Consider the following 15,014-nt stretch of genomic DNA (forward strand, 5'->3'; position numbering starts at 1 on the left):
TCTTACCTCTGCAAGTCCCAGGTGTGATCGATACGTGCAATGCCCGCATCGCCGTATGACGATAATATCTGTATCTTGTATGCGCTGCGGAAGTAATCCACAGGTATGCCTTCGCCCTTTTCTATGGCAAGGTCTATATTGTACTCGCCCGCAATAAGCTGTACGTTCCTGAGTATCAGCTCCGCTGTACCGCTTTCTCCGAGAGTGAACTCGGGAAGCTTGTCTATCCTTGTGTTGGTGCCGTAGCACTGTATCCCGTTCATGTCGAATACGCCGAAGCCCATCACCGCGTCCGGAACGGGAGTCTTTACGTTGTATTCCACAGTCAGCTTTATATCCTCGCCTGTGCGGAAAACATTCTGTTCCGTGCCGTCTGCCGAAAAGGAGCGTATACTTTTTATACGTGCCTCTCCGCTGCCCCAGCGTCTGCTCTGCTCCTCATCGGAGCTCTCTGCGCCTGTATTTCCGTCCGTACCGCGGCTGCTGTCCTGCATTTTCCTGCTCATATAGTCCAGATATTCAAGGTCTATCTCCTTAGGCGGTCCCTCAGCCTTTATAAGTCCCTCATGTATCCATATGGAGCGGTCGCATATCTGCTCTATCTGTCCCAGAGAATGAGAGACTATGACTATCGTAGTGCCCTGAGCCTTTATCTCCCTGAGCTTGTTGAAGCACTTTGACTGGAAATTGGCATCGCCTACCGCCAGTATCTCGTCTATTAGGAGTATATCCGCATCAACATTTATAGCCACAGAGAAAGCCAGTCTCATATACATACCCGAGGAATAGGTACGGACAGGATTGTCTATGAAGTCCGCCAGCTCGGAAAACTCGATTATGCTCTGTATACGCGAGTCTATCTCCTTCTTGTTCAGACCGAATATAGCAGCATTGGTGTAGATGTTCTCCCTGCCGCTCATATCGGGGTGGAAGCCTGCTCCCAGCTCGATAAGGCTGGAAACTCTGCCCCTCATCTTTATAGTACCCGAATCGGGATACATTATCCTTGTCAGAAGCTTCAGTGTGGTGCTCTTGCCGCAGCCGTTGTGACCGATAAGACCTATGGCTTCGCCTTTTTTTACTTCGAAGCTTATGCCGCGGAGCACCCTGCGCTCCTCATAGCGGCTGCGCTTGCGGAAAAGCAGTCTCTCCTTCAGCTGGGAGCCCTTGTCAAGGTACACCTTGAAGCTCTTGGTCACATCCCTGACCTCTATAACATTCTCATTTTCAGCCATTACAGTTCCTCCGCAAAATGCTTTTGCAGCTTATTGAATACAACTGCACCGAATAAAAGGAAAAATACACCCAGCCCCGCTGCCCAGAGAAGCGTTGAAAGATCGGGCACCTGCTTTTCATACAGTACAGTACGGTAGCAGTCGATTATAGGTGTCATGGGATTGAGATTGTACAGCGGCAGATATTTCGGCGGAACGATTGACTTATCGTACACTATGGGAGTAAGATACATCCATGCCATTGAAACAATGCCGAGTATGTGTTCCAGGTCTCTGAAATATACTGTTATCGCCGAAGCTATCATCGCCATGCCCAGTGCGAAAATGTACTCGACTATCATTATAACAGGGAGGGTCAGCACCGCCAGAAAGTTTATACCCGCGCCCGTTACTATTATTACCGCGAATATGACTATGAAGCACAGCAGCATATTCACAAAACAGCTGGTAACATAGGATATGGGGATGACCATTCGCGGGAAGTATATCTTCTTCACAAGGTCTTTCTGCGCCACGATGGACGCTGCACCGACCGTTATGGATGATGAGAAGAATATCCACGGTATCAGTGCCACAAACAGATAAAGATAGAATTTCGGTATATCGTTATGCAGTATCTTCGAGAATACTATCGTATAAACTATCAGCTGGAAAAGAGGATTGATAAATGTCCACAGGAAGCCCAGAACGGAGCCCTTGTAGCGTCCTCGCAGGTCCTTTTTAACAAGGCTGAATATCATCTGTCTGTACTCGTAAAGCTCTTTTATAGTACTCATTGATCGCTCCTTGAAAAAGCTCAGAAAGGCGTTTTCCGCCAAATGAGCATAAAAATCCATAGTATCTTTTAATTATATCACAAGCGCTCTGCACTGTCAAGAGCAATGCTGCTCATTCTCCCATATAAAGCAAAAAACGGACAGTCTTGTCCGTTTTTGTCATTTATGATATTTTCCGCCCTCGGCTATCTGGAAGGCACGGTATATCTGCTCCAGCAGCATTACTCTTGCCAGCTGGTGGGGAAAGGTCATTTTCGACATTGAGAGCTTCAGTGCTCCCATTGACTTAATACCGTCATCAAGTCCGAAGGAGCTGCCGATAATAAAGGTCACCGTACTCTGTCCGCTCACGCCTGCCTCGGTCATCTTCTGCGAGAGCTCGGGGCTTGTGAGCTGTTTCCCCTCTATACACATAGGCACTATCATACCCTTTGCGTACTTCTTTATCTGCTCCGCTTCCTTTTTCAGCGCGGCCGCTATCTCCTTGTCCGAGGGATCATCGCTGAGACGGCATTCGTCCAGCTCATGGAGCTCAAAACTGCAGTACCTGCCCAGACGCTTGATATACTCCGCACAGGCGCTGCGGAGGTAGTCTTCCTTCAGCTTGCCCATTACAATAAGATTTATATTCATCAGAATATCACAGCTCCTCCCTGAGTTTCCACGGGAGCTACGCCCAGAAGGTAGTCCCTGCCTCGTGCAAAGCGCTGAAGGCTGCACTGTACTGTACGGTCGGCCACATCGGGACGGTTGTTATCCTGGCTGAGATGTCCCAGCAGGAAGTGAGTGGTGCCCCGCTCTATCAGCTTTCCCACCTGTACGGCGCAGTCGTCGTTGGAAAGGTGGCCGTTCTGCGAGAGGATCCTCTCCTTCAGATACAGCGGATAAGGACCTCTGCGCAGCATATAATCATCATAATTTGCCTCTATGAGCACCATGCGGCAGCCTGTGAGAGCCTCGTCCACCTGCGGGGTAACGTGCCCCAGATCGGTGCATACCGCGCAGTATTTATCATCAGAGGTGTGTATGCGGTAGCCGCAGCTCTGTATGGTGTCGTGAGGGGTATCAAAGCAGCTGACTTCACTTTCGCCGCAGCTTATGGTCTTGCCAGTGATGTCGATAACAGGCGAATTCACCGCTATCCTGCCGCTGTCGCAGAGTCTTTGCAGAGTGCGCTTCTGACCGTATACAGGCATTCCTGTTTTTTTGGTGAGCATTGCAAGCCCTGCAACGTGGTCGGTATGCTCATGAGTTATGAATACTCCCTGTATCGCCTCAAGAGGTATATGATTGGCCTCAAGAGCGGCACAGAGCCTTTTCATGCTCACTCCGCAGTCTATAAGTATCCCGCCCTTTTCATTTCCTATGAATGAGGAATTCCCTTTGCTGGAGCTGAAAAGGGGATAGAGTCTTGCCATTGGATATTCTCCGTTCTGTCTTTTTACAGTTTGTTTATCTCGGTGCCCTGTCTTGTTTCCTTTACCTCATAGCCGAGAGCAGCTATCTTGTCGCGGAGCTCGTCTGCCAGAGCAAAGTTCTTGTCCTTACGTGCAGCCTTACGCTGTTCAACAAGCTCCATGACCTCGGCAGGTATATCAGCAGAAGCCGAACCCGCATTGTCAGCAAGCTCCTTGGCGTTTGCAATAAGATCAAGTCCCAGTACCTTGTCGAACTCGGCAATGAGAGCCAGCTTTGTTGCAACGTTTGCCTTTGACTTCAGTACATCATAAAGTACTGTTATAGCCATTGCAGTATTTATATCGTTGTCGAGAGCATCTCTGAACGCACCCATAAGGCGGTCATATTCAGCCATGTCGATGTCGCCTGCGCTGTCTTTGGTGAGGGGAGCTATCTTCTCTATGAGCTTGTTGTAGGCAACAACTGCGTTGTCAAGATTCTCCCAGGTAAACACGAGAGACTTCCTGTAATGGGACTGAAGGCAGAAGAAGCGGTATACAACAGGCTTGTAGCCTTTTTCCTCAAGGAGGGATACCGTCAGGAACTCGCCCTTGCTCTTGCTCATCTTGCCGCTGTTTGTATTGAGATGGAGCACATGGAACCAGTAATTACACCATTTATGACCAAGGTAAGCCTCGGACTGTGCGATCTCGTTGGTATGGTGCGGAAAGGCATTGTCGATGCCGCCGCAGTGTATATCAAGGTATTCGCCGTTATTCTTCATGCTTATGCAGGAGCACTCGATGTGCCAGCCCGGATAGCCGATGCCCCAGGGGCTGTCCCATTTGAGCTCCTGATCGTCGAACTTCGACTTGGTGAACCAGAGCACGAAATCAGCCTTATTGCGCTTATTTTCGTCAGCCTCAACGCCCTCGCGGACTCCCACGGCAAGATCCTCCTCGTTGAAGTCGTTGAAAACGTAGTACTTTTCCAGCTTTGAGGTGTCGAAGTAAATGTTTCCGCCGGCCTCATAAGCGTAGCCCTTGTCCATGAGAACGCTGATGACGCGGATAAACTCGTCGATATAGGTAGTTGCGGGAACTACTGTATCGGGCTTTTTGATATTGAGCTTCTCGCAGTCCCCGAAGAATGCGTCGGTATAGAACTTTGCTATCTCCATGACAGTCTTGTGCTCACGCTTTGCACCCTTGAGCATTTTATCGTCGCCTGTATCGCCGTCGCTGGTAAGATGGCCTACGTCAGTGATGTTCATTACACGGTTAACGTCATAGCCCTCAAAACGGAGAGCCTTTTCCAGTATGTCCTCCATTATGTAGCTTCTCAGATTGCCTATGTGGGCATAGTGGTACACCGTAGGTCCGCAGGTGTACATATTTACCTTTCCTTCAACGAAAGGCACGAACTCTTCTTTTTTGTGTGACAATGAATTGTATAACTGCATTTTTCTTTCCTCCAGAATTTATGTATGTAAAGGGTGATGCCTAACAGGCACCCGTACCCTCTGTCAGCTCTGCTGACATCTCCCTGCACTGTAGGGAGTCACCCGCATCACTCCATGGCATATTTAAGCGATAGCACGGGCGGATGATATCCGCCCCTACAAGCTAAGGGGTTGCGGAACGCCGAGGCGGCGTTCCCTACAGGGCTAAAACGTCCATATCTCAGGGGGCGGATTCTTTATCTTCAGCTTCGAGAAATATCCCAGCATTACCAGAAATTCCGGTATCAGCCGCAGTCCGTCACGGTAATAGGCCTCCATACGCTCCTTGTCCTGCGCTATGCCCTTATAGCTTTTAGGACAGGAGAAGGTCCATTCCGCCGTGATGCTGTCAAAGCTGAGCCTGAAAAATCCCGAGGGACTTTCCTCTCCGAAAGCTTCAAGAAGGGCTATATGGTCACCTGCTGTTTCTGCGGCTCCCACATATGCAGTGCTGCCGTCAAGACTTACAGCTCCGAGAAAACGGCTGTCGGACTTCATTGCCTCATCAAATGCCTCATCCGAGGGATATTTAATTATATTCATATCTGCCCTCCTTAATAATAAAAGCCCCCGAGGTCATACCCTCGGAGGCGCAAATGCTCGTTTCCACTCCGTCTTGAACTCATCTTATCCTTAACGCGGACGAGACGCCGTCAGATACACACGCCGAAGCGCTTCCCTGACGAAGCTGACAGCCGCACTTCACTATCCCCGACCATGTGCTCACACCGACCGCACACTCTCTGTAAGTCCGCTGAAAAGCTACTCTGACTGCTACGCCTTTATCAGAACTAAGATCTTAGGTCTAAGATCTTAGAATATAATTGTATAATTCGAGCTCTTAGCTCTAAAAATAATTATATACCAAAGTGCAGGGTTTTGTCAAGAAAGAAATGAAAAGCCTTAAATATGAATAAACTGTAAACATTTTCTCCTGCCCTTGACTTTAGAGCTCCAAAAGTTATATACTAAGTTTAGCACTCTGAGCAATAGAGTGCTAATTTCACTATGGAGATGTTTTTAATGGAAACCAAACAGTTCAAAGCAGAGTCCAAACGACTGCTCGATATGATGATCCACTCGATCTATACTCATAAGGAGATCTTTCTCCGTGAGCTTATCTCCAATGCAAGCGACGCTATTGATAAGCTTTACTTCAAATCACTTACCGACGACAAGGTCGGCCTTAATAAAGACGATTTCGCAATATGGATCTCAGCTGACAAGGACAGCCGTACCCTCAAGATAACCGATAACGGTATCGGCATGACAGAGGAAGAGCTGGAAAACAACCTGGGTACCATCGCCAACAGCGGCTCCTTCAAGTTCAAGAATGAGAACAAGCTGGAGGAGGACAACCAGATAATCGGACAGTTCGGCGTTGGCTTCTACTCCGCATTCATGGTAGCCAAGAAGGTAACTGTAATATCCAAGGCCTACGGCAGTGACAAAGCTTATCAGTGGGAATCAGAGGGCGTTGACGGCTATACTATAACAGAAGCAGACAAAAAGAGCGCAGGTACAGAGATAATCCTTGAAATGCTGGACGATACCGACGACGAAAACTACGGTGAGTTTCTCGACCAGTACAGGATAAAGTCACTGGTAAGCAAGTACTCCGACTATATCCGCTTCCCTATCAAGATGGAGGTTTCCCACAGCCGTCCCAAAGAGCAGACCGAGGAAGAAAAAGAAGCTAAGAAGCCCCTTGAATATGAGGACTACATCGAGATCGAAACCCTCAACAGCATGGTGCCTCTGTGGAAAAAGAATAAGAACGAGCTCAAGGAAGAGGACTACAAGCACTTCTACACCGAGAAGTTCTTCGATTACAACGAACCGCTGAAGTATTCCCACATCAGCAATGAGATGCCTTCATACAACGCTCTCCTCTATATACCATCAAAGGCTCCTTTCGATTACTACTCAAAGGAGTACGAAAAGGGCTTGCAGCTCTACTCCAACGGCGTCCTCATCATGGACAAGTGCGCAGACCTGCTCCCTGACTATTTCAGCTTCGTAAAGGGCCTTGTTGACTCTGAGGATCTGTCGCTGAATATCTCCCGTGAGATGCTCCAGCACGACAGACAGCTGAAGGTCATCGCAAAGAGCATTGAAAAGACCATCAGCAACGAGCTGAAGAAAATGCTCAAGAATGAGCGTGAGAAGTACGAGGAGTTCTGGAAGGCTTTCGGCTTGCAGCTGAAATACGGCGTATACAGCGACTTCGGCATGAACAAGGAGAAATTGCAGGATCTGCTCCTGTTCACGTCCTCCAATGAGCAGAAGCTGGTAACTCTCGACGAATACGTTACAGCTATGCGCGAGGATCAGAAGTACATCTACTACGCAACAGGCGAGAGTGCTGCACGTATCGAGCAGCTCCCGCAGACAGAGCTGGTCAAGGACAACGGCTTTGAAATACTCTATCTCACAGACAATATAGACGAATTTGCATTAAAGTCCCTTATGAAGTACAAGGATAAGGAATTCAAGTCCGTATCCGCTGACGATCTCGGCCTTGACACTCCCGAAAAGAAGGAAGAGCTCAAAGCCAAGGAGGAGGAAAGCGCAGATCTCCTCAAGGAGCTTCAGGAGTCTCTTAACGGCAAGGTAACAAAGGTTGCCCTTTCACAGAGACTGAAGTCCCACCCTGTATGCCTTACCAGCGAGGGCGAGATCTCTCTTGAAATGGAGAAGGTTCTCAACTCAATGCCTACCGATCAGAAGATACACGCACAGCGCGTTCTGGAGATCAATCCCGATCATGAGATATTCGGCAAGCTCAGATCTCTCAATGACAGCGGCGACAAGGATAAGCTGGGCAAGTACGCAAAGCTTCTCTACGATCAGGCACTCCTCATCGAAGGCATGAGCATTGACGATCCCGTTGAGTTCTCAAACCTCATCTGTGAGCTTATGTAATAAAAAAAACGGTACACTTCTGTGTACCGTTTTCTTATTCATATATCTTATTTGTACCAGTTGAAATAGCTGGTGCTTACATAAAATGCTATTGCTGCTACGTCCTCGTTGTCGATCTTGCCGTCTATATTCACATCTGCTCTTCTTCTTTCAGCAGCTGAGAGGTTTGTAAAGGAATTATTGAGTATATCTCTTTCCAGCTTGCGAGCGTCGGAATTCGTAACATATCCGTCACTGTCAACATCGCCCCAGTTTACATACAAAGAATCTATTTTACCGAGCACATAGAAATAGATAAGCTTGTAGTCGCACATATTCATCACACCGTCAGCATTGACGTCTGCTCTGATAAGGTTGATATTGGACTGTGTTGAATGAGTAGCGCAGAATGTCTGAACCTTTAAAACGTCGTTAAGGTCAACTGTGCCGTTGCCGTTGGCATCGCCAAGTATCTTCTGACCTGCTGCATTCTTTACATAGTAATCAAGGATCTTATCTGCATCAGATACAGTGATAACACCGTCAGCGTTGATATCTGCACGCTTTCTCTGATCGGAATTCAGATACTGCTGATGTGTTGCCCAGTAATAAACCTGATTATAGTCATTGATGCCGACAGCTCCGCTATGGTCAACATCACCGTAATAATTCTTTACTCTGTCATTCGGGAGAGCTGCGTCAGCTGTGAGTGAACCTGCCATAGGAAGTACGCCGATAACTGCTGCCGAAAGAACTGCTGCGATTTTTCTGATAGATTTTTTCATTTTTTTCATTTCCTTTTCTTAGATTTTCGAGAACGCGCATTCTATGCTTAACATTGTACATTAAATATTTGAACATTACTGATTTGTTGCATCAGGTTAACAGCTTTTTGTATGATTAGTAATAAACAAATGGCTATTTTTAGCCATTTTGACTGTCACACAAGGCAGAGTAAAAAAAAACGGTACACTCTGGCCGGCTTCCCTTAGCGGAAAGCACGGCTGCCCATCGTGTACCGTTTTATTTTATGCTTCTTTTTTTTTGAGTGTACGTTTTACTACACCCTTGAGCCGCTCACAGGTCTCATGAGGAAAGTCAGTAATGAACTTTATGGTCTCATCATGAGCTTCTTCCTCAGGAAGTTTCAAAAATTTATGGAAGAACATAAACACCTCATCAAAGGAGGAAAAGATCTCGCCTGCAGCTCTTTCGCCTTCGGGCGTAAGAACCACGCTGTTGCAGAAGTCCTCGTATACATATCCGCATTCGGCAAGGCAGCGCAGCATCTTGCTGACGCTGGGTCTCGAAACGCCGAGATGACGTGATATATTCACGCAGCGTACATACTCCTCCGAATTGGCAAGTTCCTTGATTGCTATTAAGTATTTTATCTGGCCTGTGCAATTTTTCATAATCATTATCCCTTTCAATAATCCTTAGTATATCATATAGTGTTATTTATCTGAGTCTATAAGATGCCAGTAGCCCTTGAGGTAAACCGCGCCCGAAATAACTGTAAGTATCGTAGAGATCCATACAAGTACAGGTACAAAGATATTATCCACAAAGCTCCTGAATGCTCCGGGAAGTTCAAACCCGAAATCATAGCATATAAACAGCCAGAACAGTATTGCTACTATCGCTACCATTGTGAATGCGGTCTTCAGCTTACCCCAAATGCCTGCTGCCACAACGATTCCGCTGTTAGCCGCAAGCAGCCTGAGTCCCGACACCATAAACTCTCTCGCTGTTATTATTATAAGCGGTATTGCTCCCATTCTCACCTCCTCAAGTTCAACAAATACGGTCAGCGCCGCTATTACCAATACCTTGTCCGCCAACGGATCAAGGAATTTACCGAAATTAGTCACCAGATTACGTTTTCGTGCTATTTTTCCGTCGAGGGCGTCTGTTATGGACGCCGCCGCAAATATCATCAGTGCAATGCCATAGTGAAACGGTATGTTTATATACATAAACAGCAGAAAAAACGGAATAAGGATGACTCGTAGCAGAGTCAGCTTATTTGGCAGATTCATTGGCTAATCACCTCTCCTATCAGGTCGTAATCAAGTGTATCGGTGATCCTTATAGTTACATAATCGCCGATCTGAAGCGGCCTCTCCGATGTGAAGAATACCTTTCCGTCGATGTCCGGTGCATCCAGCGCCGTCCTGCCGAACCAGCACTCGCCGAACCTGTCATAGCCTTCGACTACTGCGGTAAATTCTTTACCCATGAGTTTTTCATTATTCTCACAGCTTATGAGCATCTGCTGCTCCATGATTATATCTGCACGGTGAGCCGCTGTCTCCTCGTCGATCTGACCGGGAAGATCATAGGCCTTTGTGCCTTCCTCCCGTGAGAAAGCAAAACAGCCAAGCCTGTCGAAACGCACCCTCTTGACGAATTCTGCCAGCTCCTCGAACTGCTCCTCGGTCTCTCCGGGGAAGCCCGTGATAAGAGTGGTCCTGAGCACTATTCCCGGCACCTTTTCGCGTATATGAGCGAAAAGCGCCTCAAGTCTGCCGGTATCGCCCCAGCGGTTCATGCGGCCGAGGATCTCACCGTTGCAGTGCTGAATAGGTATTTCAAGGTACTTCACCAGTTTATCCTCGCGGGCGATGACGTCCAGAAGCTCGTCGTTTATACGCTCGGGATAGCAGTAAAGAGTACGTATCCAGCGGAGGCCGTCTATTTTGCAAAGCTCTGTAAGGAGCTCTGCAAGCTTTGGCTCGCCGTAAAGATCATTTCCGTAAAGCGCCGTATCCTGTGCGATGACTACCAGCTCTGTAACGCCGTTTTCGGCGAGCTTTCTTGCTTCCGCAATAACGTCCTCCATCGGTACGCTGCGGAATTTGCCTCTTATCAAAGGTATAGCACAGTAGGTACAGCAGTTTGAGCAGCCCTCTGCCACCTTGAGATACGTAAAGAACGGCAGCGTTGAGATTATCCTTTCGCCGCTGAGCTCTGCTTCAAGCTTAGGAGCAAAGCACACATATCTCTCGTCGGCCAGAACGTGATCCAGAACATCGACTATATCCTTTGTACTGCCGATGCCTATGACAGCGTCCGCCTCGGGAAACTGCTCGGCAGCCTCGTCCTTATACCTTTCAACGAGGCAGCCTGTGATTATTATTTTTTTGAGCGTACCTTCCTCCTTGAGCTTTCCCAACTCAAGGATAGTGTCGATAGCCTCCTCCTTGGCGGACTTTATAAAGCCGCAGGTATTCACTATCGCCACATCTGCAAGCCCGGGCTCTGTCACCAGCTTGTAGCCGTGGCTCCTGAGCTTGTAGAGCATACGCTCCGAATCAACAAGGTTCTTTGAACAGCCAAGAGAAACCATTCCCACCTTGATCGCCATATCAGTTTTCCTCCTCAGTATCATCAGCGTTCTCGAAATACTCCTTCACGGCACGGTTTATCTCTGTATAATCGTATCCGTAGCGTACAAGAGCGCTTTTGACCTTCTCTATTGATTTTCTGTCCTCACGGTCCGTGAGACAGCGTGAATGCTTTGTGCGCAGGAGCTCCGCAAGGTTCTCCGCGAAGGTATCGGAATAAGGTGCAAGTGCGTCCTCAGCGATGAATTCGCTTATCCCCTTCTGCATGAGCTCACGTTTTGAGCGGCGGAAGCCGTAGTGTTTTACCTCTACCAGCTTTCGCGCCATGCGCTCGGCATATCTTTCGTCATCTATGAAGCCATGTTCTGTAAGTCTTGTCATTACCGCCGTGCAAAGCGGCTCGCTTTTGTAATTGTCTATGAGTCTGCCAAACATTTCGGAATAGGTGTAGTCCCTGTAATCCAGCAGATACAGAGCTCTCTGATAGGCTCTGCGGAAATTTGAAGCATAGACTATCTTCCTGAGTGTATCGCGGTCTGTCTCCATACCCGGGCGTATGCCGAAATCGGTGATTATGTCCGCATGGAGATAGAGCCTGCGCCCGTCGTCGAGCTCCGCCTCGTAGGTCGAGCCCTTATAGCGGGTGACAGAAGTTATCTTCATTATTCCTCAGCAGGAGTGAATTCCTCAAAATTATCATCAAAGCTTGCAAGAACGTCCTCGCTTGCAGCCTCGCCACCCTCTTCGGCAGCAGGCTTTTCGGCAGGAGCCGCTTCCTTCCTGCCCTTTTTGGGAGCAGCTTCCTTCAGCTCGTCCTTGCGGGCAAGTATCTGCTCTTCTATCTCCTTCATAAGGTTCTCGTCATTCTGGAGAAGCTCCTTGACGTTGTCGCGTCCCTGTCCAAGCTTCTGATCCTTGTAGCTGAACCATGAACCGCCCTTCTTGATTATGTCAAGATCCACCGCAAGGTCCAGAACCTCGCCTGTTCGGGAGATACCGCTGCCGTACATAAGGTCGAATTCACACTCCTTGAAAGGAGGAGCAACCTTGTTCTTGACTATCTTGCAGCGTGTGCAGGCGCCGATAACATCTGTGCCTGATTTGATGACCTCTCCCTTTCTTACCTCTATACGTACCGATGAATAGAACTTCAGAGCGCGGCCGCCGGGGGTAGTCTCGGGATTTCCGTACATAACGCCTATCTTCTCACGTATCTGGTTGATGAAGATAGCCACACAGTTGGATTTGGATATAGCGGCAGTAAGCTTTCTCATTGCCTGAGACATGAGTCTTGCCAGCTGTCCCACATGAAGATCACCCATTTCGCCGTCTATCTCGGCACGTGTAGTCATGGCTGCGATAGAATCGAGAACTATAACGTCGATAGCGCCTGAGCGGATAAGTGCCTCTGCTATTTCAAGGGCCTGCTCACCGCTGTCCGGCTGCGACACCAGAAGGTCGTTGATGTTGACTCCCAGGGCCTGCGCATATACGGGGTCGAGGGCGTGCTCGACATCGATAAATGCTGCCTCGCCGCCTGCCTTCTGAGCCTGAGCCACGATGGACAGTGCAACTGTGGTCTTACCGGAGCTCTCGGGCCCGTAGATCTCAACGATACGTCCTCTCGGAACACCGCCTATACCCAGCGCCATATCCAGTGTCATGGAGCCTGTGGGAATAGCGTCAACGTTGAGAGTCTTTGTCTGTCCCAGACGCATTACCGCGCCTGCGCCGTATTTTTTCTCGATCTGCTTGAGAGCGCCGTCCAGGGCGGACTTTTTGTCCTCCTTGGTAGTAACTCTTACAACAGTAGGCTTTTTAGCAAGTTCTTTTTTAGCCATTGGTGTTTCCTCCGATCATTAAATCAATGCAGGTTTGCTTTCAAATATATTACGCGCAGCTGCGGTGCGGATTATACCTCCGCCGTCCCGCCTCAGCTCCACATCCGTGAAGCCGCTGCCTTCGAGTATCTTTCTTACGTCATCATGCTGTCCCATGCCGAATTCATAGGCAATGAAGCCGCCCTCCTTCACCGAGGTCTTCCACAGACCGGTGATGGCTCTGTAAAATCCCAGTCCGTCATCGCCGCCGAACAGTGCCGACGCCGGCTCATATCTCACCTCTGTCTGCAGCTCGCTCATATCCACAGCTGTCAGATAGGGGGGATTGCTCACAAGTATATCCAGTCCCATAACGGAACGGGCAGTTTCTTTTTTCAGTACGTCACCGTGAATGATATGTATATCCTCACAGCCGTTGAGCACCGTATTCTCTTTAAGGTAGCCCAGCGCAGCTTCAGACAGCTCCACAGCCCAGACATCGGCCTGGGGAAGTTCCTTTTTCAGGGCTACGGCGATACAGCCGCTGCCGCTGCAAAGATCTGCTATCTTCGGTGCTGTCAGCTTTTCCCTGCGGCAGATGTCAAGCACCTGCTCCACCAGAGTCTCCGTATCGGGGCGGGGTATGAGAACGCCCTCGCCTATTCTGAAATTGCAGCCCCAGAACTCCCACTGTCCCAGGAGGTACTGAAGGGGATAGCCCTCGGACCGCCTTTTTGCAAGGGAGAGTATCTCTGCTGCCTTATCGTCGGGAACAGGGAGATCTGGTGAGAACATGGGGTTCTTTTCACCGAGAAGATCCTGAAAAATACAGGTGGTATCAAAATCCGCAGTCTCCTCGTCACGCTCTGCGATAATGCCGCGCACCCCGGAAAAGAGCTCTCTGCGGCTTACCACTTGTCCTCCTCCTTGTCCTCGGGGATACAGGGCTTCATAGCCGCAATGGCTATCTCTATCATGCTGTCGTCGGGCTCTCTTGTGGTTATGCGCTGCATAGCCAGTCCCGGAGCGGAAAGTATACGTGTGAAGAGGTTGTCGTTATTTCCCGCAAGTCTTATGCACTCGTAGGATATTCCCACAACAAGAGGCAGAAGCACCAGCGAAGCCACTATACGCTGCCATGTTACCGAAAAGGGAACAAGACACATAACAAGGATGCTGACGATGAGTACGATAAATATGAAGCTTGTGCCGCAGCGCTTATGGAAGCGTGTCTGGCTGCGGACATTTTCCACTGTCAGCGGGAGCTCTGCCTCATGGCAGGCAATGGTCTTGTGCTCAGCGCCGTGATACATATACTGTCTGCGTATGTCCTTTGTAAGGCTTACGATATACATATATGATACAAAAAGCGCTATCTTTACTATTCCCTCAAGGAAGGAACGGATAATGCGGTGTTCCTTTATGCCGGGTATGAATGCCACCAGCCACTTGGGCAGGAACACGAAAAGTCCTATGGCAAGGGCAATGCCCACGAATATTCCAATATACATGAATATATCAAAGGAAGATTTTTCTTCCTCCTTCTTTTCACCTGCGGCAGCAGTCTTTGCAGAAGCGGTGCTGCTTTCTGCCTCTGCGGGAGCTGCTTTTTCTTCGCTGACAGCTTCATCGGCAGCCGAGGGAGCGCTTTCCGCTTTGGTTTCGGCAGCCTTTACAGCTTCCTCAGCCTTTTCCTGCTTTTTCTTTTTCTTCTTGTCCTTGCTATCGTCCTCATCTTCATCGGTGATCTGCTTCTCGGCAGACTTCATCATATACTTGTATCCCTTTGTAAGCGAGGTAACGAAGCTGGTACAGCCTCTCACAAGGGGAGTCTTTTTATACCACGGAGCATTCTTTCCGTTGTTTTCCTCCCATGTTTCGAGGTCTATGGTGCCGTCGGGCAGACGGCATGCCATGGCTCCGGTATTGGGGCCGAGCATCATTATTCCCTCGATAAGCGCCTGTCCGCCTATCTTTGATTTGAATTTTTCGTGTGAAGTGTTATTTTTTCCCATTTTTTCACCTTGTTG

General features: G+C 48.8%; 15 protein-coding genes. 1 reads left to right on the top strand and 14 read right to left on the bottom strand.

Annotated features, from left to right (window positions below; translation table 11 throughout):
- Window positions 1-2 precede the first annotated feature (2 nt).
- The 6 genes from RF007C_RS11645 to RF007C_RS11670 all read right to left on the bottom strand — a co-directional run bounded on the left by RF007C_RS11645 (window position 3) and on the right by RF007C_RS11670 (window position 5,453).
- Window positions 3-1,235, bottom strand: a complete 1,233-nt coding sequence (locus RF007C_RS11645) for an ABC transporter ATP-binding protein (protein WP_019679991.1) — start codon at window positions 1,233-1,235, stop codon at window positions 3-5.
- Window positions 1,235-2,011, bottom strand: a complete 777-nt coding sequence (locus RF007C_RS11650) for an ABC transporter permease (RefSeq protein ID WP_019679990.1) — start codon at window positions 2,009-2,011, stop codon at window positions 1,235-1,237. The genes RF007C_RS11645 and RF007C_RS11650 overlap by 1 nt, the downstream gene beginning before the upstream one ends.
- Before the next feature lie 159 nt (window positions 2,012-2,170).
- Entirely contained in the window at window positions 2,171-2,647 is a 477-nt protein-coding gene (gene rlmH / locus RF007C_RS11655; protein WP_037300582.1) for a 23S rRNA (pseudouridine(1915)-N(3))-methyltransferase RlmH, read from the bottom strand.
- Complete coding sequence (locus RF007C_RS11660; RefSeq protein WP_037299986.1) at window positions 2,644-3,429, bottom strand: MBL fold metallo-hydrolase; 786 nt, start codon at window positions 3,427-3,429, stop codon at window positions 2,644-2,646. Before RF007C_RS11660 ends, rlmH begins: the two co-directional genes overlap by 4 nt.
- A gap of 23 nt (window positions 3,430-3,452) precedes the next feature.
- Window positions 3,453-4,871, bottom strand: coding sequence for a cysteine--tRNA ligase (gene cysS, locus RF007C_RS11665; protein WP_037299987.1), 1,419 nt, complete (start codon window positions 4,869-4,871; stop codon window positions 3,453-3,455).
- Window positions 4,872-5,075: 204 nt separating this feature from the next.
- Window positions 5,076-5,453: a hypothetical protein gene (locus RF007C_RS11670; RefSeq protein WP_019679986.1), complete on the bottom strand. Its 378-nt coding sequence runs from the start codon at window positions 5,451-5,453 to the stop codon at window positions 5,076-5,078.
- 480 nt (window positions 5,454-5,933) lie between these two features.
- Here RF007C_RS11670 and htpG point away from each other — a divergent pair, with 480 nt between their 5' ends.
- Complete coding sequence (htpG, locus tag RF007C_RS11675; RefSeq protein WP_152537166.1) at window positions 5,934-7,835, top strand: molecular chaperone HtpG; 1,902 nt, start codon at window positions 5,934-5,936, stop codon at window positions 7,833-7,835.
- A 47-nt stretch (window positions 7,836-7,882) separates the two neighbouring features.
- Here the strand turns inward: htpG and RF007C_RS11680 are convergent, their stop codons facing one another.
- The 8 genes from RF007C_RS11680 to RF007C_RS11715 form a co-directional block, all read right to left on the bottom strand.
- Window positions 7,883-8,599, bottom strand: a complete 717-nt coding sequence (locus RF007C_RS11680) for a dockerin type I domain-containing protein (RefSeq protein WP_019679984.1) — start codon at window positions 8,597-8,599, stop codon at window positions 7,883-7,885.
- Window positions 8,600-8,842: 243 nt separating this feature from the next.
- Window positions 8,843-9,229, bottom strand: a complete 387-nt coding sequence (locus RF007C_RS11685; protein ID WP_019679983.1) for a metal-dependent transcriptional regulator — start codon at window positions 9,227-9,229, stop codon at window positions 8,843-8,845.
- 42 nt (window positions 9,230-9,271) lie between these two features.
- The gene (gene pgsA, locus RF007C_RS11690; RefSeq protein WP_037299988.1) at window positions 9,272-9,856 is read right to left on the bottom strand and encodes a CDP-diacylglycerol--glycerol-3-phosphate 3-phosphatidyltransferase; all 585 of its coding nucleotides are present in this window, start codon (window positions 9,854-9,856) and stop codon (window positions 9,272-9,274) included.
- Window positions 9,853-11,184: a 30S ribosomal protein S12 methylthiotransferase RimO gene (gene rimO, locus RF007C_RS11695; RefSeq protein ID WP_037299989.1), complete on the bottom strand. Its 1,332-nt coding sequence runs from the start codon at window positions 11,182-11,184 to the stop codon at window positions 9,853-9,855. Before rimO ends, pgsA begins: the two co-directional genes overlap by 4 nt.
- A 1-nt stretch (window position 11,185) precedes the next feature.
- Window positions 11,186-11,827 carry a regulatory protein RecX gene (locus RF007C_RS11700; RefSeq protein WP_037299990.1) on the bottom strand — a complete coding sequence of 214 codons (642 nt, stop codon included), beginning with the start codon at window positions 11,825-11,827 and terminating at the stop codon, window positions 11,186-11,188.
- Entirely contained in the window at window positions 11,827-13,005 is a 1,179-nt protein-coding gene (gene recA, locus RF007C_RS11705) for a recombinase RecA (RefSeq protein ID WP_019679979.1), read from the bottom strand. Before recA ends, RF007C_RS11700 begins: the two co-directional genes overlap by 1 nt.
- A gap of 18 nt (window positions 13,006-13,023) precedes the next feature.
- Window positions 13,024-13,899, bottom strand: coding sequence for a peptide chain release factor N(5)-glutamine methyltransferase (prmC, locus tag RF007C_RS11710; protein ID WP_037299991.1), 876 nt, complete (start codon window positions 13,897-13,899; stop codon window positions 13,024-13,026).
- Window positions 13,893-14,999, bottom strand: coding sequence for a DUF1385 domain-containing protein (locus RF007C_RS11715; RefSeq protein WP_037299992.1), 1,107 nt, complete (start codon window positions 14,997-14,999; stop codon window positions 13,893-13,895). Before RF007C_RS11715 ends, prmC begins: the two co-directional genes overlap by 7 nt.
- Window positions 15,000-15,014 lie beyond the last annotated feature (15 nt).

Source organism: Ruminococcus flavefaciens 007c (genome assembly GCF_000571935.1).
Taxonomy (GTDB): domain Bacteria; phylum Bacillota; class Clostridia; order Oscillospirales; family Ruminococcaceae; genus Ruminococcus; species Ruminococcus flavefaciens_F.